This is a genomic window from Faecalibacterium sp. Marseille-P9590, assembly GCF_017377665.1.
Classification (GTDB): Bacteria; Bacillota; Clostridia; order Oscillospirales; family Ruminococcaceae; genus Faecalibacterium.
Window position 1 is genome coordinate 1 of sequence record NZ_JAFREF010000010.1, and the last position, 19529, is coordinate 19529.

The 19529-nt window shown below is 53.6% G+C and carries 22 protein-coding genes and 2 tRNA genes; 12 read left to right on the plus strand and 12 right to left on the minus strand.

Annotated elements, in window-relative coordinates:
• Positions 1–226: 226 nt before the first annotated feature.
• The 3 genes from J3349_RS10635 to J3349_RS10645 all read right to left on the minus strand — a co-directional run bounded on the left by J3349_RS10635 (position 227) and on the right by J3349_RS10645 (position 1343).
• Positions 227–784, minus strand: coding sequence for a hypothetical protein (locus J3349_RS10635; RefSeq protein WP_149793264.1), 558 nt, complete (start codon positions 782–784; stop codon positions 227–229).
• Between the two features lie 98 nt (positions 785–882).
• Positions 883–1113: a DUF6061 family protein gene (locus J3349_RS10640; RefSeq protein WP_097800178.1), complete on the minus strand. Its 231-nt coding sequence runs from the start codon at positions 1111–1113 to the stop codon at positions 883–885.
• A gap of 152 nt (positions 1114–1265) precedes the next feature.
• A tRNA-Pro gene (locus J3349_RS10645) sits at positions 1266–1343 on the minus strand.
• Between the two features lie 216 nt (positions 1344–1559).
• Between J3349_RS10645 and spoIVA the strand changes: the two genes are divergently transcribed.
• Positions 1560–3056: a stage IV sporulation protein A gene (gene spoIVA / locus J3349_RS10650; RefSeq protein WP_207677406.1), complete on the plus strand. Its 1497-nt coding sequence runs from the start codon at positions 1560–1562 to the stop codon at positions 3054–3056.
• A 44-nt stretch (positions 3057–3100) separates the two neighbouring features.
• Here the strand turns inward: spoIVA and J3349_RS10655 are convergent, their stop codons facing one another.
• Together J3349_RS10655 and J3349_RS10660 are read right to left on the minus strand one after the other, a co-directional pair.
• Entirely contained in the window at positions 3101–3664 is a 564-nt protein-coding gene (locus J3349_RS10655; RefSeq protein WP_242699626.1) for a DUF4364 family protein, read from the minus strand.
• Positions 3665–3703: 39 nt separating this feature from the next.
• Positions 3704–4639, minus strand: coding sequence for a S1 RNA-binding domain-containing protein (locus J3349_RS10660; RefSeq protein ID WP_158394410.1), 936 nt, complete (start codon positions 4637–4639; stop codon positions 3704–3706).
• Between the two features lie 160 nt (positions 4640–4799).
• Here J3349_RS10660 and J3349_RS10665 point away from each other — a divergent pair, with 160 nt between their 5' ends.
• The 6 genes from J3349_RS10665 to J3349_RS10690 all read left to right on the plus strand — a co-directional run bounded on the left by J3349_RS10665 (position 4800) and on the right by J3349_RS10690 (position 9895).
• Positions 4800–4988: a DUF951 domain-containing protein gene (locus J3349_RS10665; protein WP_149793267.1), complete on the plus strand. Its 189-nt coding sequence runs from the start codon at positions 4800–4802 to the stop codon at positions 4986–4988.
• Between the two features lie 51 nt (positions 4989–5039).
• Positions 5040–6125 (plus strand): peptide chain release factor 1, encoded by a 1086-nt coding sequence (gene prfA / locus J3349_RS10670; protein ID WP_207677407.1) that lies wholly within the window; start codon positions 5040–5042, stop codon positions 6123–6125.
• Between the two features lie 70 nt (positions 6126–6195).
• The gene (locus tag J3349_RS10675) at positions 6196–7221 is read left to right on the plus strand and encodes an L-threonylcarbamoyladenylate synthase (RefSeq protein ID WP_149793269.1); all 1026 of its coding nucleotides are present in this window, start codon (positions 6196–6198) and stop codon (positions 7219–7221) included.
• Entirely contained in the window at positions 7218–7826 is a 609-nt protein-coding gene (coaE, locus tag J3349_RS10680; RefSeq protein WP_207677408.1) for a dephospho-CoA kinase, read from the plus strand. The genes J3349_RS10675 and coaE overlap by 4 nt, the downstream gene beginning before the upstream one ends.
• A complete protein-coding gene (locus tag J3349_RS10685; RefSeq protein ID WP_207677409.1) occupies positions 7814–8398 on the plus strand; it encodes a lytic transglycosylase domain-containing protein in 585 nt (194 codons plus the stop codon). The genes coaE and J3349_RS10685 overlap by 13 nt, the downstream gene beginning before the upstream one ends.
• Positions 8399–8491: 93 nt before the next feature.
• Positions 8492–9895, plus strand: a complete 1404-nt coding sequence (locus tag J3349_RS10690; RefSeq protein ID WP_207677410.1) for an aminopeptidase — start codon at positions 8492–8494, stop codon at positions 9893–9895.
• 63 nt (positions 9896–9958) lie between these two features.
• On the opposite strand, the gene J3349_RS10695 is transcribed toward J3349_RS10690, so the two are convergent.
• Entirely contained in the window at positions 9959–10810 is an 852-nt protein-coding gene (locus J3349_RS10695) for a polysaccharide deacetylase family protein (RefSeq protein ID WP_207677411.1), read from the minus strand.
• A 184-nt stretch (positions 10811–10994) separates the two neighbouring features.
• On the opposite strand from J3349_RS10695, the gene J3349_RS10700 reads away from it, so the two are divergent.
• Positions 10995–11078: transfer RNA gene (locus tag J3349_RS10700), tRNA-Leu, on the plus strand.
• A gap of 56 nt (positions 11079–11134) precedes the next feature.
• On the opposite strand, the gene J3349_RS10705 is transcribed toward J3349_RS10700, so the two are convergent.
• The 6 genes from J3349_RS10705 to J3349_RS10730 all read right to left on the minus strand — a co-directional run bounded on the left by J3349_RS10705 (position 11135) and on the right by J3349_RS10730 (position 15897).
• Entirely contained in the window at positions 11135–12844 is a 1710-nt protein-coding gene (locus tag J3349_RS10705) for a recombinase family protein (RefSeq protein ID WP_242699627.1), read from the minus strand.
• Positions 12845–12942: 98 nt separating this feature from the next.
• Positions 12943–13122, minus strand: a complete 180-nt coding sequence (locus tag J3349_RS10710; protein WP_207677413.1) for a hypothetical protein — start codon at positions 13120–13122, stop codon at positions 12943–12945.
• Positions 13123–13574: 452 nt separating this feature from the next.
• Positions 13575–13817, minus strand: coding sequence for a helix-turn-helix domain-containing protein (locus tag J3349_RS10715; protein ID WP_002604473.1), 243 nt, complete (start codon positions 13815–13817; stop codon positions 13575–13577).
• A complete protein-coding gene (locus J3349_RS10720; protein WP_002604474.1) occupies positions 13801–14238 on the minus strand; it encodes a sigma-70 family RNA polymerase sigma factor in 438 nt (145 codons plus the stop codon). Before J3349_RS10720 ends, J3349_RS10715 begins: the two co-directional genes overlap by 17 nt.
• 473 nt (positions 14239–14711) lie before the next feature.
• Positions 14712–15695, minus strand: coding sequence for a 23S rRNA (adenine(2503)-C(2))-methyltransferase RlmN (rlmN, locus tag J3349_RS10725; protein WP_002584956.1), 984 nt, complete (start codon positions 15693–15695; stop codon positions 14712–14714).
• A 16-nt stretch (positions 15696–15711) separates the two neighbouring features.
• Positions 15712–15897, minus strand: a complete 186-nt coding sequence (locus J3349_RS10730; RefSeq protein WP_003431289.1) for a cysteine-rich KTR domain-containing protein — start codon at positions 15895–15897, stop codon at positions 15712–15714.
• 398 nt (positions 15898–16295) lie between these two features.
• On the opposite strand from J3349_RS10730, the gene J3349_RS10735 reads away from it, so the two are divergent.
• The 4 genes from J3349_RS10735 (at position 16296) to J3349_RS10750 (ending at position 19481) form a co-directional block, all read left to right on the plus strand.
• Positions 16296–16652 carry a helix-turn-helix transcriptional regulator gene (locus tag J3349_RS10735; protein WP_002584957.1) on the plus strand — a complete coding sequence of 119 codons (357 nt, stop codon included), beginning with the start codon at positions 16296–16298 and terminating at the stop codon, positions 16650–16652.
• A 202-nt stretch (positions 16653–16854) separates the two neighbouring features.
• Positions 16855–17184, plus strand: coding sequence for a plasmid mobilization relaxosome protein MobC (gene mobC, locus J3349_RS10740; RefSeq protein ID WP_156072394.1), 330 nt, complete (start codon positions 16855–16857; stop codon positions 17182–17184).
• On the plus strand, positions 17145–18473 hold the full coding sequence (locus tag J3349_RS10745; RefSeq protein WP_156072390.1) for a relaxase/mobilization nuclease domain-containing protein: 1329 nt from the start codon (positions 17145–17147) through the stop codon (positions 18471–18473). The genes mobC and J3349_RS10745 overlap by 40 nt, the downstream gene beginning before the upstream one ends.
• Before the next feature lie 111 nt (positions 18474–18584).
• A complete protein-coding gene (locus J3349_RS10750) occupies positions 18585–19481 on the plus strand; it encodes a Bro-N domain-containing protein (RefSeq protein WP_005922866.1) in 897 nt (298 codons plus the stop codon).
• Positions 19482–19529: the final 48 nt, after the last annotated feature.

A 19529-nucleotide genomic window follows, 5' to 3' on the forward strand; every position in this document is an offset into this window, starting at 1 on the left:
CCTCTGGATGAACTGGAAGCAAAAGAAAAGGCGTGACCGAAGTCACGCCAAATCTTCCCCATTTAGGGAACTTTTGCAAATACTGTTTTATGGGAACTCTGCTCTGGGGAACTCCCTGCTGTACATATCATTCTTGTCTGTGGCTTTTGGCAGGGTGCGTCCGGGTGGGCGCACCCTGTTTTTGTTTTATACCTTAATTGAAAAAAACTTCGTTTCATACTGCAAATCACTTTATATATTTAGTTATTGCTCGATACAGACTTTTGCAGCGAGCATCCCACAATCTAGCAGGTTCATGGATAGAGCATTGATCCACCCTAAAAAGTTTATGAAAGTCATCTAAAAAACCAACATAAACAGGAATGTTATAATACAAAAAACATTTTTGATTTGTGAACTGATCTCCGGTTATGTCAATAATAATAGAATCTTTTAAGTTATAGTATTTTCGCAGTAGCATTACATCATTATCTTCATTATAAACACTTATCAGACTTTTATACTTTCTGTCAGCATCTGAATTATCAGTTGTCACTGTTACAGTGTTTACAAGAACCAGCCATGCGTGTGATTGGGTACCTTTTTGACCACAGACATAATATGTGTAAATATCATGCTGTGCCAAATACTCAGCTAAAAGATCGCTTGTATCTCCACAGCATCCTTTGGGAAATCGAGGAAATGCAAAGTCATTATCAAATTCACCAGCATCTTTTGCTATCTCAATTGCACCACGGAAAGAAGTTGCCAAAACTTTTATTTTATCTAATTCATACGCTTCCATATGCTAATACCTCTTCTGAAACAAAATAAAGCCTGTTGCTATGATATCTAGTTTTCGCTACATTGTCAATTCTTCAGTAAAATCGCAGAATATTCATTTCACAAAATTTGTTTCAGATATTTCTCCGGGTCACCATTCAGAATCAAATCTGCATACGCCAGTGGGTCATTGTAGATGAGGTAGTCCAATTCTGCCCTCTGCGCTATGGTCACATCCAACGCATCCTCGACTCCGGTGCAATTGATGGAAATTTTTCTTCCATCCCGGAGCAGCAGCTCCACGCAGCCGGTGTCCATGTTGAATTTGCAAGCTCTTGCATCGTACTTCATACTCGTGTCCTCCTGAAATCATGTTGTGGCTTATGTCGGTCAATCTATGATTTCGGATTTCATCTTCCACGGACACCCATATTGAGTTTTCCGAAGAAAACAAATAATCCGAACCCATCTCCTATCGGAAACAAGTTCGGATTATTTTTGTTTGGTCCGAGTGGCGAGAATCGAACTCACGGCCTCTTGAACCCCATTCAAGCGCGCTACCAAAACTGCGCTACACCCGGTCATCATCCGTTGCCTCCCTACCAAAGCACCGGCGACATGAGATATTATACTCGGATGAGGCAGTCTTGTCAACAGATTTTTGCAATTTTTTTGGATTTTTTTGAAGAAAGTATGATTTTGACGGTGATGCGCTGCTTTGCATCGTACTAATTCCTCCCGCCGTCGCATAAATTTCTTCCAGATGGCTTTCAAATGGGAAGAGAGGGGAGAGCATTTTGGCAAAGCAGGAACGAATCGAGCAGGCGGCAGTCTGCCGCGAGATAGGAGCCCGCACCGGCGGCGACATCCTCATTGGCGTGGTGGGGCCGGTGCGCACGGGCAAGAGCACCCTCATCAAGCAGTTTATGGAAAAGCTGGTGCTGCCAGCCATCGGCCCGGAGGACGCGAAGCTCCGCGCCCGCGATGAGCTGCCCCAGTCGGCAGCGGGGCGCACCATCATGACCACCGAGCCCAAGTTCATCCCGGAGTCGGCGGTGCCGCTGGCGCTGGAGGGCGGGGGAGAGTGCAGCATCCGGCTCATCGACTGCGTGGGCTACATGGTGGAGGGAGCCATGGGCCACGAGGAGAATGACAAGCCCCGAATGGTCAAAAGTCCCTGGTTCGACGAGGAGATCCCCTTCGACCTCGCCGCCGAGACCGGCACCCGCAAGGTCATCCGAGACCACTCCACCATCGGCATCGTCGTCACCACCGACGGAACCATCAGCGAGATACCCCGCGAAAACTACATCCCGGCAGAAAAGCGGGTCATCGACGAGCTGGAAGCGCTGGGCAAGCCCTTCGTCATCCTGCTCAACAGCACCCACCCCGATGCCCCCGAGACAAGAGCGATGGCGGCGGAAATGGAAGAGAGCTATGGCCGGACCGTTCTGGCTGTGAGCTGCCTCGACCTCGACGAGACGCAGCTGGGCGAGATTTTGCAAAAAGTGCTCTACGAGTTCCCGGTGAGGGAGCTGGATTTCGCCCTGCCCCGCTGGGTGACGATGTTGGACAAAGGCCACTGGCTCCAGACCGAAGTATACACAGCGGCTATGCAGCTCTCCGAGAAAATTTCCCGGATGAAGGACGTCTCCGACTCCGGCCGGGCGGCGTTGGACTGCGAGGCCGTGGAAAACGCCGCCCTCAGTGGGATGAACCTCGCCGACGGCGTGGTCCGCATCACGGTGCTGCTCAAGCCCGAGGTGTTTTATAAGGTGCTCAGCGAGCAGACGGGCCTCGAAATCGGCGACGAAGCCGGGTTGATGCCCTGCATCATCGAGCTGGCCAAAGCCAAGCGTGCCTACGAGAAGATACGCAGTGCGATGGAGCAGGTGGAGGCTACCGGCTACGGCATCGTGATGCCGTCCATCGATGAGCTTTCGCTGGAACAGCCCGAGATTGTCCGGCAGGGCGGGCGGTACGGCGTCCGTCTCGAGGCCAGCGCGCCGTCTATCCACATGATGAAAGCTGTCATCCACACCGAGCTGAGTCCCATCGTCGGGACGGAAAAGCAGAGCGAAGACCTCGTGCAGAGCCTTTTGAAGGATTTCGAGGACGACCCCGTCCGCCTGTGGGAGTCGAACATCTTCGGCAAGAGCCTCCACGAGCTGGTCAACGACGGCCTGCAGAACAAGCTGCTCCATATGCCGCAGGAGGCCCGGGGCCGTTTGCAGGAGACGCTGGAACGGGTCATCAACGAGGGCTGTACCGGACTCATCTGTATCTTGATCTAACAAAAAGCCCGCTGCACGAAACCAATGTGCAGCGGGCTTTTATGCTATTTCTCTTCTTCGGTCAATTTGGTAATGAGCATCTGGTAAATTTCATTGCCCTTCAAAATGAACTGCTTTTTTACCATCTCAGCGCTCAGCCGGTCGGGTGTGCCGATGTCCAAACAGAACAGCTCGCTGTCCAGAGCCTTCACCTGACAGCGCACGGAGCAATGGCCGTCGGCCTTTTCGCTGATGCGGGCGCTGTACTCGGCTTCCTTGCGCGCCCAGGTCTGGCTGCGCAGCACGGCGGCGACCGCCTTTTCCCGCACACTGCGGGGCAGGTCGTAGGCCAGCTCCTGCGCCACTTTCCGGCCCTTGTCGGTGATGGTGTACCGGTCGCCGTCCACCGTCACGAGCTGCTGCCTGGCGATGTCGTCCAGGCAGGAGCCGATCTCAAAATAATTCACCAGTGCCTCTTCCATCAGGGCGTTTTCGATCTCCGTCCGTGTGATAGGCCCGGCGTTCTTGACAAGATAACACAGCAGCAATCGTATCTCGGTGCTGTTGGTCAGCCCACCGGGACGCACACCGGCGGTAAAAGCATCGTTGGCGGCCATTGTTACTCCCATCTCCCGTGTTCTATAGTATTAACTATAGTATAAAGGGTTTCACGCCGGATTGCAAGCCATGACCGAAAAATCCGTCTCGATGCGCTTGTGGCTTTCGGGGGTGGAGTAGAGCCAGTGATCGAGGTGGCCCTCGGTGATGAAGTACCGCAGCTCGAAGCGGTGGCTCTGGCTGAGGGCGTGGTTGACGATGACGAGCTTTATCTTCATCTTCTCGGGCAGGATGTTCTTGATGTAGACGCTCACAGCCTGCCCGGGCCGCAGGTCGGGGCAGCTCTCGGCGAGGCCCGCGAGGTTGGGCGCGATCTCGATGAAGGTGCCGTACTCTTCCACGCTCCGCACGATGCCCACCACCGTTTCGCCCACCGTAAAGGCGGCAGCATTCTCGGCCCAGGTACCCAGCAGCTCCCGGATGGTCAGCACGAACCGTCCCTGTGCGTCCCGGCTCTTGATGGCGCAGAGTATCTGCTGCCCCACGCTGACCCGGTCGGCAGGGGAGGAGATACGGCTCACCGACATACAGTCGATGGGCAGAAGGGCGCTGATGCCGCAGCCGACGTCACAGAACGCGCCGAAGGGCTCGATGTGGGTCACGATGCAGGGCAGGATGTCGCCGGGCTGGAGCTGGTCGAGGTATTCGGCCTTGCACATCCGCTGTGCTTCAGCGCGGGAGAGGCGGTAGACAGGCTGTCCGTTTTCGTCAGTGTCGATGCCCTCGATGACAAAGCAGGTGGGTCGGCCTACCCGCGTCAGTACGGCGATGTCCCGTACGCTGCCGGTGTCGGCTCCGTCGGCGCACTGCCCGAAGGGCATTACAGCCCGGCAGCCGCCCAGCTCGAACCGGAGCTGACGCTGGGTGTCGAAGGCCAGCGCCGTGCTCTGCAAGATCTCGCGGCTGGCCATCGCGGCCCGCAGTTCGGCGGCGCTCAGGCGGGAAGCATTGCGGTAGTTGTTTTCGGTACGAAACGCTTGCATCATCTTTCATTCCTCTTTCTCTGATTTTTGGGTAGCATTGCAGCTATAAAACCATATGCAGCTGCATTTGCATTTTATACGAGTTTGGATTATACTATAGTTGTGTGTTCCTCTTTGGGACACACGGCCTGTACTATAAATGTGCAGACAGGAGGGATTCAATATGGATATTGCGGTCGGCGATACCATCCTCACCCGCAAACAGCACCCTTGCGGAGCAGCAAGCTTCGAGGTGCTGCGGGTGGGCATGGATTTCAAGATCCGCTGCACGGGCTGTGGCCGCGAGGTCATGCTGCCCCGGGCGAAGATCGAGAAGAACATCAAAAAGGTCATCAAACCGGGCCAGGAATAGCCCGGCGGCACAGCACATTCAGAAACTGTTTTGTAAGGAGAACTGCCTGATATGCCGAATCTGACTTCCCAAATGGAGGCCGTCTGCCGCCGGTTCGAAGAACTTTCTATCCGTCTCAATCAGCCCGAAACTGCCGCCGACCCGGCGCAGTTCCGCCGCCTGATGCAGGAGTACCATGAAGCACAGCCGGTGGTGGACGCTTACCACGCTCTCACCACTGCGCAGGACCACCTGGCACAGGCAAAAGCCCTGCTGGAAGGGGACGAGCCCCTCGACGCGGACTTTAAGGCTATGGTACAGCAGGAACTGAGCGAAAAAAGTCAGGATGTGGCAGAGCTGGAAAATAATCTCAAAATTTTGCTGCTGCCGAAGGACGTAAACGACGAGAAAAGCGTCATCATGGAGATACGCGCCGGTGCCGGCGGCGAGGAAGCTGCGCTGTTCGCCCACAGCCTCGTGCGGATGTACACCATGTACGTCCAGAGCCGGGGCTGGGAGATGGAGCTGCTGAACCTCAACGAGACGGAGCTCGGCGGAACCAAAGAAGCCGTCTTTGCGGTCAATGGCCGGGGCGCCTACAACCGCCTCAAGTACGAGAGCGGTGTCCACCGGGTGCAGCGTGTACCGGAAACGGAGACGCAGGGCCGCATCCATACTTCGACGGCCACCGTGGCCGTGATGCCGCAGGCCGAAGAGGTTGACTTTGCGCTGGACATGAAGGATCTGCGCATCGACACCTTCCGCTCTTCGGGTGCGGGCGGTCAGCACATCAACAAGACGTCCAGCGCCATCCGCGTCACCCACATCCCCACCGGAGCCGTGGTTGAGTGCCAGAACGAGCGCAGCCAGTTCCAGAACAAGGACAAGGCTCTGGAGATCCTGCGCAGCCGCCTGCTGGCCCAGAAGCAGAAGGAGCAGCAGGACGCCATCAACGCCGACCGCGCCGGTCAGGTGGGAACAGGGGACCGCAGCGAGAAGATACGCACCTATAACTTCCCGCAGGACCGCTGCACCGACCACCGGATTGGTCTGACGGTACACAATCTCGACAAGATCATGGACGGCAATCTGGACGACATCATCGACGCCCTCGCCACCCGTGAGCAGGCCGAGAAACTGCAGAAGTTAAACACATAAATATGCGTGAAATGCGCACGAAAAGCTGTAAAGAATAATTGCTTTACAGAAGAAAAGAGCGATGATTCGTATGAGTATCAATACTGAAGTCCGCCCGGCTGACGCAGAGGGTATTGCCCGCGCAGCCGAGCTTCTGCGGCAGGGCGAGCTGGTAGCCTTGCCTACCGAGACAGTCTACGGCATCGCGGCCGATGCCCGCAACGGCGAGGCCGTGAGCAAGATCTTTGTGGCGAAGGGACGTCCGCAGGACAATCCCCTCATCGTCCACGTCACAGGCCCTGAGATGTTGCACGGCCTCGTCAGCGAAGTGCCGGAACGCGCCCAGCTGCTGATGGCGGCGTTCTGTCCCGGCCCGCTGACCATCATCATGCCCCGCGGCCCCGAGGTGGCAGCGGAGTGCTGTGCCGGTCTGGACACCGTGGGCATCCGGATGCCCAGCCACCCGGTGGCACGGGCTGTCATCGAGGCCAGCGGCTGCGCCTTTGCGGCCCCGTCGGCCAACCTCTCCGGCAAGCCCAGCCCCACCAACGCACAGGACGTCTTTACCGATATGGACGGCCGGCTACCCCTCATTCTGGACGGCGGTGAGTGCGACTGGGGCGTGGAGTCTACCGTCGTGTCGGTGGTGGGCGAAAAGCCCACCCTCTTCCGCCCCGGCCACATCACGCTGGAAGACCTCGAGCGTGCGCTGGGCGAGGAAGTGGAAGTCTCCAAGGCCATCCTCGAGAAGCTGCCGGAGGGTGCGGTCGTCCGCAGCCCCGGCATGAAGTATAAGCACTACGCCCCCAAGGCAGATGTGACCCTTCTGGATGGCACCTTCGAGCAGTTTAAAGCCTATGTGGATGCCCACGCCGCTGAGAATCCCAGCTGCCTCTGCTTTACCGGCGAGGCCGAAAAGCTGGGCGTACCCTGTGTGGAGTATGGCCGGGAGGGCGACGGAGCCGACCAGGCAAAACACATCTTCCGCTCCCTGCGTGCGCTGGACGAGCAGGGCGATGCTGTGGTCTACGCCCGCTGCCCCCAGAAAGACGGCCTGTCCATGGCCGTCTATAACCGCCTCATCCGTGCGGCCGCGTTCCGGGTGATAAAGCTATGATGACGCTGGGCATCACCGGCCGCAGCGGCTGCGGCAAATCGACGGTCACGGCGGTGTTCGCGGCGCGGGGCATCCCGCTGGCAGACGCCGACCAGCTCTCCCGAGAGATCCTGCTTCCGGGTTCACCGCTGCTGCCCCAGCTGGCTGAGCGCTTCGGGGCAGATATTATAAAGGAAGATGGCACCCTTGACCGCCGCCTGCTGGCCGACCGCGCCTTTGCAACGCCCGAGGGGAAAGCTGCGCTCGACGCGCTGACCCACCCGGAGATCGTCCGCCGCATCCGCGCCGCCAAACAGGCCGCGCAGCAGGCGGGGGCGAAGCTCTTTGTGCTGGACGGCGCGGTCATCATCGGCACGGCGGCAGAGGCCGAGTGCGACAAGCTCTGCGTGGTCAGGGCACCGTTTGAAGTCAGCGTGGAGCGCATCGCGGCCCGGGACGGCATCTCGCCTGAGATGGCCGCCCGCCGCCTCAACGCCCAGACGCCGGAGGCTGTGCTGACCGCCAGGGCAGACTACATCCTGCCCAACACCTCCACCCGTGAGGCGCTGGCGAAGGCAGCAAACGGGTTCTGTGACGCTCTCATCGGGGAGGGATGCCGCGCTTGAAAACGCTGTTCCGACTGCTGCGCAGACTGGTGGTGCTGGTCTGCATCGCGGCAGTGCTCCTGACGGCTCTGCCACCCCTCGCCCGGGAGGCCGACCGGCTGCTCTACCCCCGCAAATACAGCCGGCAGGTGGAGCAGTGGGCCGCAGAATACGAGCTCGACCCGCTGCTGGTCTATGCGTTCATCCGCACGGAGAGCGGCTTCGACCCCGCCGCCACTTCCAGCGTGGAGGCCCGGGGGCTGATGCAGATGACCGAGGAGACCTTTATCTGGCTGCGCAGCAAAATTGCGCCGGATGAGGGCCTGACCTTCGATGAACTCTACGACCCTGACGTCAGCATCCGCTTCGGCTGCTACTACATCCATCTCTGCATGGAGCGGTACGGCGGCGATGTGGCTACCGCTGCCGCCGCCTACCACAGCGGATGGGGGACAGTAGATAATCTGCTGCGGATGGAAGAGCATTCCTCCGACGGGCAGACCCTGAAAGGCTTCCCTTATAACCAGATGCACCATTACGTCGAAAAGATAACCGCCAGCTACGCCGTCTATACCCGTCTCTACGGCGGCTGAATCTCAACCAATGAAGAAGAACCGACAGGCCAAAAACCTGCGGGTCTTTGATAGATAACAAGTGTAAGAAAACAGAAAGGCAGGAGAGATCCTATGGCAGAAAAAACTCCGAACCAGCAGCTGGCTGAAAAGCTGCTGTTTAAGCCCGCTTACGTCGGCGACAAGTCCGCCGCCGTCAAGCAGGAGGCCCACGCATTCGCTGAGGGCTACAAGAAATTCCTCGACGCAGGCAAGACCGAGCGCGAGGTGGCCGCTGAGAGCGAGCAGATGCTCAAGGACGCAGGCTACCAGCAGTTCGACCCGAAAAAGACCTACACCCCCGGCGACAAGGTCTATTTCAGCCAGCTGGGCAAGGCCATCGTGGCTTCCACCATCGGCACCCGCAGCTTCGAGGACGGCTTCCATCTGGTCATCGCTCACACCGACAGCCCCCGTCTGGACCTGCGCCCGACCCCGCTGTACGAGTCCGACCACTTCAGCTACTTCAAGACCCACTACTACGGCGGCATCCGCAAGTATCAGTGGGGTACTATGCCGCTGGCCATCCACGGCGTGTTCTCCCGCGCTGACGGCACCACCGTCTCTGTGAACGTGGGCGAGGACGAGAACGACCCCGTCTTCTGCATCACCGACCTGCTGCCCCATCTGAGCGCTGAGCAAAGCGAGCGCAAGCTGAGCGACGGCATCCGCGCCGAGGAACTGAACATCCTCATCGGCTCCGACGCTGTGGACGACGAGGAAGTGAAGGAAGCTGTCAAGCTGAATACTATGATCCTCCTCAATGAGAAGTACGGCATCACCGAGAAGGATTTTGCACGCGCTGAAATCGAGATCGTCCCCGCTTATAAGTCCCGCGACGTCGGCTTCGACCGCTCCATGATCGGCGCCTACGGCCACGATGACCGCGTCGATGCATATCCCGCTCTGATGGCCGAGATCGCCACCAAGAATCCCGCCTTCACTACCGTCTGCGTCCTGACCGATAAGGAAGAGATCGGCTCTGACGGCGTCACCGGTATGCAGAGCATGTACGTCTTCCACTTCATGCAGGAGCTCTGCCGTACCGCTGGTCAGGACGACATCATTGCATTCCGCAACAGTGTCTGCCTGTCCGCCGACGTCACCGCTGCTTACGACCCGAGCTGGGCCAGCGCTTTCGAGCCGATGAACGGCACCTACGCAGGCCGCGGCATCGCGCTGTTCAAGTACACCGGCAGCCGCGGCAAGAGCGCTGCAAACGACGCTTCTGCCGAGCTGGTGGGCTATGTCACCCGCATGATGGACGCCGACGACGTTGCATGGCAGATCGGTGAGCTGGGCCGCCTCGACCTGGGCGGCGGCGGCACCATCGCAAAGTATGTTGCCAACCGCGGCATCCCCGTCATCGACATCGGTGTGCCTGTGCTGTCCATGCACTCTCCCTTCGAGGTCATCCACAAGACCGACCTGTACATGGCTTATCGTGCCTTCGTCCTGTTCAATCAGGCCGCTGAGTAAGCTGCTTCTACGCACCAAAGCCCCGGAAAGTCTGCCGTCTGGCAGGCCCTCCGGGGCTTTTTGCTATGTCGTGGGCAGGGGGACGGCCTGCTCTACCGTGAGGAAGGCGAAACCGTTGTCCTTGTACCACTGGATGATGTCGGGCAGGGCTTCGGCAGTGGTGCGGGTGGTGGCCGAGTCGTGCATCAGCACGATGCACTGGGTCTGCTCGCCGGTCTCCCGCACGATGTTGCGGAAGATGGTGCCTGCACTGGGCTTGCCGCCCACAGCGTCCTCAGCGCAGACGTTCCAGTCTACATAGGCGTAGCCTTTTGCAGTGACTTCTTCTTTGAGCTGCTGCATCAGCCCGCGCCCGCCGTAGCGGCGGCTCACGGTGTTGGTACTGCCGCCCGGGAAGCGCAGATACCGCAGACCGTCGGCCCGGACGTAAGGGGAGAGACGCTCCTTTAACAGGTCGATGTCCTTCCAGTAAGCGTCCGCACTCTGGTAGATGTCGCTGTACTCGTGGGAGGCGGAGTGGAGCGCGATCTGATGTCCGGCGGCAGCAGCCTCAGAGATGAGGGAAAGATATTTGTCGTTGTTGCCGGTGGCGACTACAAAGAAGGTCGCCTTTACTCCGGCACTGTTCAGCGCGGACAGAACGTCCGGCGTCGTCTTGCTGGGGCCGTCGTCGAAGGTCAGACAGACCCACTTCTCGGGCATCGGCTCCGGCTCCGGGGACGTTTCTACGGAGGACGCCGAGGCAGGGGAGACGAAGCTTTCGTCCGGCACCGGGGTCAGGTCGCTCTCCCGGCAGCCTATGGGCGGCTCTGCACCGCAGAATATCCCCAGTCCGAACCCCGCCGCCGCCCCGACAGAAAGCAGCAAAAGGCTCCACAACAATCTTTGATGTTTGCTGGATTTGAAAAAAGTCATTTCCAAAAACCTCCTTCTTAAGTCATTTCTGCACGGAAACTCCATTTACAAGATATGAATGGCAAAAAAATCTATGAAAACGCTTGACATCGCCGGGGGAGTATGGTATTATACTTGAGCAGTCAGCGATACGGCTTGGACCTCAGAGCTGTTAGAAAACACGGACTGCATCAAAACTTCATATGCGAGGGTGGCGGAACTGGCAGACGCGCACGTTTGAGGTGCGTGTGGTTTATCCTTGGGGGTTCAAATCCCCTCCCTCGCACCATGACGAATGTTCTTACAGCATTTAGCTGTCAAAGAACATTCGTCATTTTTTATTTGCTAAATAGCGACATCACAGGGGGCGTAGTTCACAACTACGCCTTTTCTTGTATTCACCGACACATCAGGTGTCGGCAAAGGAAGTGCGCTTGGAATCTCGATGGTGCCCACGCAGTTGTAGTGAATGCGGAGCCGCTGCTCCCATACACCATTGACCTTTTCTGCATTGAACACTTCGATTTTTTCCACCAGTTCATTCAGCATCCGGGGTGTCAGCTTTTTTGCTCTGGTGTACTTGCGAACCAGGCTGATGAACATATCCGTTGTCATGGTGCGGCTGCTCTGCTTTTCGATTTCGGAGCGGAGCTGTTTGATTTTCTCGGTCAGCTCCTTTTGCTCGTCCTCATATCTCCGGGACATTCTGGAAAAGCGTTCATCAGAGATTTTGCCGGAAACATTGTCCTCATAGATGCGCTCAAAGAGGCCGTCCAGTTCTTCATCACGGGCAAGGAGAGCTTTCAACTCTTTCTCTTTCAGCTTGCGGTCGGCTTCGTCCGCCTGCTGGGAGTGCCCGATAACAGCTTTCAGAAAGTCGTCCTCGTAGAGGCTGGCAAACTTGGTCAGCCGCCGAATCTCGCCCAACACCACTTCTTCCAGAAAGTCTACCCGGATGTAGTGGGTGGATTGACAGGTGCCACGGTTGCCCTTGTAGTTGGAGCAGTTGAAATACTTGATTTCCGGGTTGCCCTGATTGAAGTGGAAGTGCAGATTGCAGCCGCAGTCTGCGCAGACAAGCAGGCCAGAGAACATATTGTGTTCTCCGTTGCTGGTACGGCGTTTGCGCATTTTTCCGCGTTTCTGCTGTACCTGTTCAAACACGGCTCGTTCAATAATTGGCTCGTGAACATTTTGAAACACTACCCAATTTTCCGGGTCGTTATGAATCCGCTTCTTGTTCTTGTAGGACTTGGAGTAGGTTTTGAAGTTCAGAACATCACCACAATACTCCTGCTGGTACAGAAGATGGGTAATCGTGGAGCCATTCCACTTGGTGGCGGGGCGCGTCTTGGTCTTTCCGGGACGGCCGATGCCTTTCTGAATCCAGTAGGTCTGCGGCGTCAGGATGCCTTCCTTTTCAAACTGGGTGGCAATCTGTTCCGTGCCAAAGCCCTCCAACGTCATATCAAAAATGCGCCGGACAACTTGTGCAGCTTCTTCATCAATGACCCAATGCTTGGGATTGTTAGGGTCCTTGATATACCCATAGGGAGGAAGTCCCATCGGTTCGCCGGCATTGCCCTTGATTTTGTTGCTGATACGGCGTTTCTTGCTGATGTCACGGGCATACCACTCATTGAACAGGTTTCGGATGGGTGCCAGTTCGTTTTCTCCCTCGGCTGTGTCGATGTTGTCCGAAACGGCAACAAGTCGGATGTCATGGTCTGGGAAAAATTCTTCTGTCAGCCGTCCGACCTCAATGTAGTTTCGGCCCAGACGGGAAAGGTCTTTGACGAACACAGCGGAGGCTTTCCCTTGTTCGAGCTGCTGCATCATTTCAACGAAGCCGGGACGGTTCATGGTCACGCCGGAAATGCCATCATCCAAAAAGTGAACCAGATTGGTGTAGCCTTTTTCCTTTGCAACTTTGGTGAGCAGTTTCTTTTGGTTGCCGATGCTGTAACTCTCGCCTTCCAAATTATCATCACGGGAAAGACGCTCATAGAGAAAAGCGGTTGCTTCACGGGATTTCTTGTTACTCGACTGTTTCATACTGGCTCCTTTCTTGGGACAGTCGAATAGCAAATTCACTTGTACACCTATATTATAACACAATCCGCTTTCTCTGTCCGCTGCCTCCCGAAAGGTCATTATAATTTTTCGCTTTCGGATTTCATCAGCCGGAGAAGAACTTCTCCTAAGGTCTGGGAGCTTTCTTCTTTGAACACCGGCTCAACGATAAAGGAGCGATTGCCAATACGATAAGTCGAATCCAGAGTAAGAATCTCTGGATTTTTTTCTTTTTCAGGGTTTGTCTTTTTCGCTTGCATCGTAAAATCCCCTTTCTTAAAAATCAAAAAATGAGCAACGGATGGCTGCTGGCAGCAACCCACGGGAATCTCACCCCTGCATTCCTCATGCAGCCCTACTCATTGCCTGCGACGCTCTGAACGCTCGGACTTTGACGGTAAGGGAGTATCAACCTGTCTATATGTCATGGCCCGCAAGCAGCCACGCTTGCATTGCGGCGTGGTGGCGATCGCTCCACTTTTCAGAGAAAAGCATCTTGGCGCACCCGCCGTCCGGCTCGATACAGACAGCAACGTATCCGTTTGCCCTATGATGCACCGCCGTTATCTTGCGGGCTTTCTTTATCAAGGAACAATAAGGTTTTGTCAGCCTGTAAAAGCATACCGTTTCTGATATGCTTTTACGGAACGACAAACAGCCCATAACGGGAAGCGTGGAAAGGGGGACACGCTCCCCGCATGGGCTTAAAGAGTTAGCCTACATGAAAAGCAAGGGTGCGGGTAATAAGGCGCACTTGCAGCCTGTTACGCATTTCCTCGTCCACATAGGAATAGGTATTGCCCGCGTCGTCTTTCAGCGTGCGGGTACAAAGTTTCGCTATGTAACCCTCGTAGTGCTTCAAGATCGCGCACATGGCGGTTGTGTCGCCGTTTGCCGCTGCGGAAATGACAGGGAACGGCAACAGATTTTCAGACTTCCTAACGGTATTCATCATCTGCTTTTCCCTCCAAATACTGTTTGATTTTCGCAAGCGCGGATTTCCTGTGCCGGAAAACCGTCGTGCGTACAACATTCAGCAGTTCGCCAATTTCCGCGTCGCTCATATCCAAGAAGTAGGACAAAAGGATAATGTCGCGTTTCCTTTCGGGCAAAGCGTTAAGGGCTTCGGCAAGCAGTTCATTTTTGACGAGTACATCAAAGCCGGACACTTGAAAACGGAAATAATCGCTTTCGTATTCGTCCGTTGTGAAAAGCTGCGCGAGTTCGCTTTCGCTCAAATCCGAAAAAGTAACTTCGCGTGCTGCGCGTTTCGCAAGAGTGCGGCGGTGGCTTTTCGCTTCGCCGACCAAAGTTTTCTTTGCTAATGCGTCGTACTGATGTTGTATTCTTTCCTTGTCGGAAGAAGATAGCTCCATAGAGTTCACCTCCTTCCCGCGTGGAGTAGAGGACGGGAGTTAAGGGCTTGTCCTCTCTGCCCCTTTCGCTCCGTACCCGTTCGGGAGATGGCTCTTGAGTGCGCTTTTCAGAAAAAAGTTGAAAAAAGCAAAATGCGCCCGTCCGCAAGACGCGGACGGGCGCAAAGGAAATGTAAGCAGTAGCTAAATGTATTGACAGTTCACATTCATAGCCGGAATATCCCGCTTGCGGAGCATAGCTTTTTTTGACCGCAAAGCATTAGGCGGGTTACAGTAAATAAAAATGGACACGGCGATACCTCCCCGATACCGCCGTATCCTTAAAAAAGGGCGACTTTAATACACTACCCGCAATCCATTCTATAATAGGGAACAGCGGCTTTTGCGCAATATTAAATAAAAAAGCCGATAACACATAGGTTTTTTGACCTAATGCGTTATCGGCTCTGCGTCTATGCGTCTGGCACTTTTAATCATTTTTTTTTGAATTTATTATATGTGTTAGCTAACTGTCCACAAGCCGCGTTAATCTCTCTGCCATGAGAAACTCTCATAGTAACTTCAAGTCCTGCTTGCTCTAATTGATGTTTGAATGCAACTATTTCCCGTTTCTGTGGTGCTTTAATTCTTGAATTGCTTGTTGGGTTGTATTGTAACACGTTAATCATAACTTTTTTGCCCCGAAACCATTTTGCAAGTTGTCTTACATCTGAGGGCCGGTCATTTATACCCGGTAAAAGCAAATACGCAAAGACAATTTTGCGATTATGCCTTTCAGAATAGGATAAGGCTTGCTTAACAACATCTTCAATAGCATATATGCGCATGTGAGGAATAATACGATTTCTTGCAGATTGTGTTGCTGCGTGTAAAGATATTGTCAACTGAATTTTAAGATGTTCCTCGCGCAATTTTTTTAATTGATCGACCGGACCAACTGTTGATATGGTAATGCCGTCGGTTGGAAAGTTGAGCCCATATCTATCTCGGAGAATATGGATTGCTTTTATCAAGTTGTCATAATTGAATAAAGGCTCTCCCATACCCATAAAAACGATACGGTTTACTTTTCGACGCAACAATATAATCTGTTGTACGATTTCTGACGATGTTAGATTACGAACAAAGCCATTTCGCCCGGACTCACAAAAAATACAACCAACAGGACAACCGACTTGTGTGCTCACGCAAACAGTTCCACCATCTCGCCGCTTGATAAAAACCGTTTCAATGTATTTGTTGTCTTTCAGTTCGTAAACATACTTTTCAGTATCACTGCTTTTGCAAATATTTTTTACCAACATTGATAGATTTTTTTTGCGTGGTAATTGCTTATATAATTCTTCATATAAGGCTTTTGCTTCATTCTCGCCAATAACTTCCGACATTTCTTTGTAAGTAAATCCGTATGGATCATTCCGTACTTCCGCAGGCGTATATTTAGGTAAACGTTTCATTTTTATATCCTTTCTTCTAAATAATAAAAGTTTGTTTTTCTGTATTTTTGATTACAATCTCTAATTTTTCTACATCAATGATATGCGTCAATTTGCATTTAGGGCAGAAAAGAGGAAAATCTTTTAATACAGTATTATGAAATACTTGAACTCTCGTCTTTCCGTTACAAATCGGACATTTTATCCAATATTTTTTAAGCATTATATTTCACTCGTCCTTTTTACACAAAAAAATGCAGGTCAATCCTCAACATGAGCATTGACCTGCATTTATAATGCACAGAGCAGTACAACAAAACTAAGGCATAGCTTGCACCATGTCTATACTATATCTATACGTCGTTAGTTTTTTGTATAGCATCCGCAAAATAAGCATGACAAAAAAGCCCATGTTGAAAATGGGAAAATCCTTTTTTTCAATGCTTATCTAATACGCATGCTATGCAACATAAACGCCGCCTCCTTTTACATAAATTTTATTTTATCAGAAAATCAGTCTACTGTCAATACACAACAGGAAGTATTTAACCTAATGATATGAATTGTGTGGACATATCCAAAAAGAAAGGTGAACTGTAAAATGTAACAGGGTGAATGAAAATGGCAAAAAGACCCGTACCATTGTACGACTTTAAGGCTTTCGGGGCAGCTATAAAAGCCGCGAGAAATGAATACGGCGAGAGCCGCAAAAAGGTAAGCGACGAGTTATATATTTCCCCGCGCTACCTTGCGAATATCGAGAACAAGGGACAACAGCCGAGTTTACAGGTATTCTATGACCTTGTAACCCGGTATCATATTTCCGTCGATCAATTTTTCTTTCCGAACAGCAACGCGGAGAAATCTACCGGGCGGCGGCAACTTGACGCACTGCTGGACGGTATGAGCGATAAAGGCATACGGATTGTAACCGCAACAGCAAGGGAGATAACGGAAGTCGAAAAAGCAGAGGACTAACCTCACAATATGGGAAACAGGAGATTGCAGTGAGCGCATGGCGGCTGCAATCTTTTTTTGCGTCCAAAATTAAAGGAACGCGCAACAAATACCGCCTTTCGGTGGGGGTATGGAGTAGATAGCAAGCATAGGGAGTGTAGCCACTCCCGACAAAAATGCTTGCTGGGGAGTACCCCAGACCCCCAAGAAACGAGGTGAAACTATGACGAACCGAACCCGAAAAATTGTTCTGCGTGTTCCCGTGACGCCGGCGGAACGGGAACTTATCCGGCAGAAGATGGCACTGCTGCACACACGAAATTTTTCTGCATACGCCCGGAAGATGCTGATAGACGGATATGTTGTCCACATCGACACCACCGACATCCGGGCGCAAACCGCCGAACTGCAAAAGATTGGTGTCAACGTCAATCAGATTGCGCGGCGGCTGAACAGCATGGGGCCGTTGTACACACAAGACGTTGCGGACATCAAAGGAGCGCTGGCACAGATATGGCAGTTACAAAGATACATCCTATCAAGTCAACGCTGAAAAAGGCACTGGATTACATCGAGAATCCAGCCAAGACGGATGAAAAAATGCTGGTGTCCTCCTTTGCCTGCTCCTATGAAACCGCCGACATCGAATTTGAACTGCTGCTATCACAAGCCATGCAGAAAGGCAACAATCTGGCCCACCACCTGATACAGTCTTTTGCGCCGGGCGAAACCACGCCGGAGCAGGCCCACGAGATTGGCCGGCAGCTTGCAGATGAAGTCCTGCAAGGAAAATATCCCTATGTGCTGACAACGCACATTGACAAAGGGCACATCCACAACCACATCATCTTTTGCGCTGTGGACATGGTGAATCAGCGCAAATATGTTTCTAACCGACAGAGTTATGCCTACATCCGGCGCACCAGCGACCGGCTGTGTAAGGAACATGGCCTGTCCGTGGTAATGCCCGGTCAAGACCGGGGCAAAAGCTATGCCGAGTGGGATGCACACCGCAAGGGCACGAGCTGGAAGGCGAAGCTGAAAACCGCCATAGATGCAGCCATCCCGCAGGCCAAGGATTTTGACGATTTTCTGCGGCTCCTGCAGGAGCAGGGCTACGAGGTCAAGCGGGGCAAGTATGTGTCGTTCCGTGCGCCCGGACAGGAACGGTTTACCCGCTGCAAAACGCTGGGCGAAGCCTACACCGAGGAAGCCATCATCGAACGCATCAAAGGGCGGTTTGCGGAGCGGAAGCCCAAAGAAAACCGCAAAATTTCGCTGCGGATTGATTTGGAGAACAGCATCAAGGCCCAGCAGTCCGCAGGGTATGAGAAGTGGGCAAAACTCCACAATCTGAAACAGGCTGCCCGGACGCTGAACTTTCTGACGGAGCATGAAATTGATAGTTACCCGGATTTGGAAAGCCGGGTGGCCGAGATCACCGCCGCCAGCACCGAAGCTGCCGCCGCATTGAAAGCAGCAGAGCGCCGACTTGCTGAAATGGCCGTGCTGATAAAGGATGTCACCACCTGTAAGGAACTGCGCCCACTGGTGCAGGAATATCAGCGGGCCGCTGATAAAAAGCAGTTCCGGCGCAAGCACGAAGGTGCTCTGATTCTCTACGAAGCGGCGGCCAAGGCACTGAAAAATCAGGGCCTCCAAAAGCTGCCCGACCTCTACGCCCTGAAAAACGAGTATAAGCAACTGGCCGAGCAGAAAGACCAGATGCAGCGGCAGTACAATGATGCCAAACGCCAGATGCAGGAGTATGGCATCATAAAGCAGAATGTGGACGGCATTCTGCGGACAGCACCGGGAAAGGAGCAGATGCAGGAACGGTAAATCTGCACAAAATATTGTTCGGATTTTTGAATCCCAAACGCTTAGACCGGGTGGCGTTTCCGCCCGAAATCATGTAAAATAGACTTAGACAACGAAAGCGAGGAACCCTCTATGGCAGAAGTGAACGATAACGGCTCTATCCAGCTTTTTGAAGATCAGAAAATCCGTACTGCATGGGATGCAGAAAAGGAAGAATGGTATTTTTCGATTATTGATGTTATTTCTGTTTTAACTGGAACAGCCAATCCACGGCGATATTGGAGTGACCTGAAGCGTAAGCTGAAAGCTGAGGGGGCAAATGAGTTGTACGAAAAAATCGTACAACTGAAAATGTTGTCCTCTGATGGAAAACGGTACAAGACAGATGTCGCCAACACCGAACAGCTTTTGCGTATCATCCAGTCCATCCCGTCCCCGAAAGCTGAACCGTTCAAGGCATGGCTGGCAATGGTGGGCAAGGAACGCATCGAAGAAACCATCGACCCGGAGCAAGCTATTGACCGTGCGCTTGATACCTATTTGAAGAAAGGCTACTCCGAAGAATGGATTCACCAGCGGCTTTTGGCAATCCGCATCCGCAACGAACTAACGGACGAATGGAAGAAGCGCGGAGTGCAAAAGGGCAAGGAGTACGCCATCCTGACCGATGAAATCTCCCGCGCATGGTCCGGCATGACCACGGGGCAGTACAAGCGGCTGAAAGGTCTGACAAAAGAAAATCTCCGGGACAACATGACCGATTTGGAACTTGTGCTGACCATGCTGGCGGAAGCATCTACCACGGATATTTCCAAGACTGCAAAGCCGCAGACCTTTGAAGAAAACAAGCAGGTTGCTAAACGCGGCGGCAAAGTGGCCGGCATTGCGCGGCAGGCTCTTGAAGCGGAAACCGGCAAGCCCGTTATCACAGAAAAGAATGCGTTTGACTTCCAGCAGCTTGTGACCGACATTGTAGAAGATGCCGCCGAACTGCCAGAAAATCCCACCGAGAAAAAAGATAAAGACTGATACATGAAAATAGCCGGACACAGCAGCCACAAGGCCACCGTGTCCGGC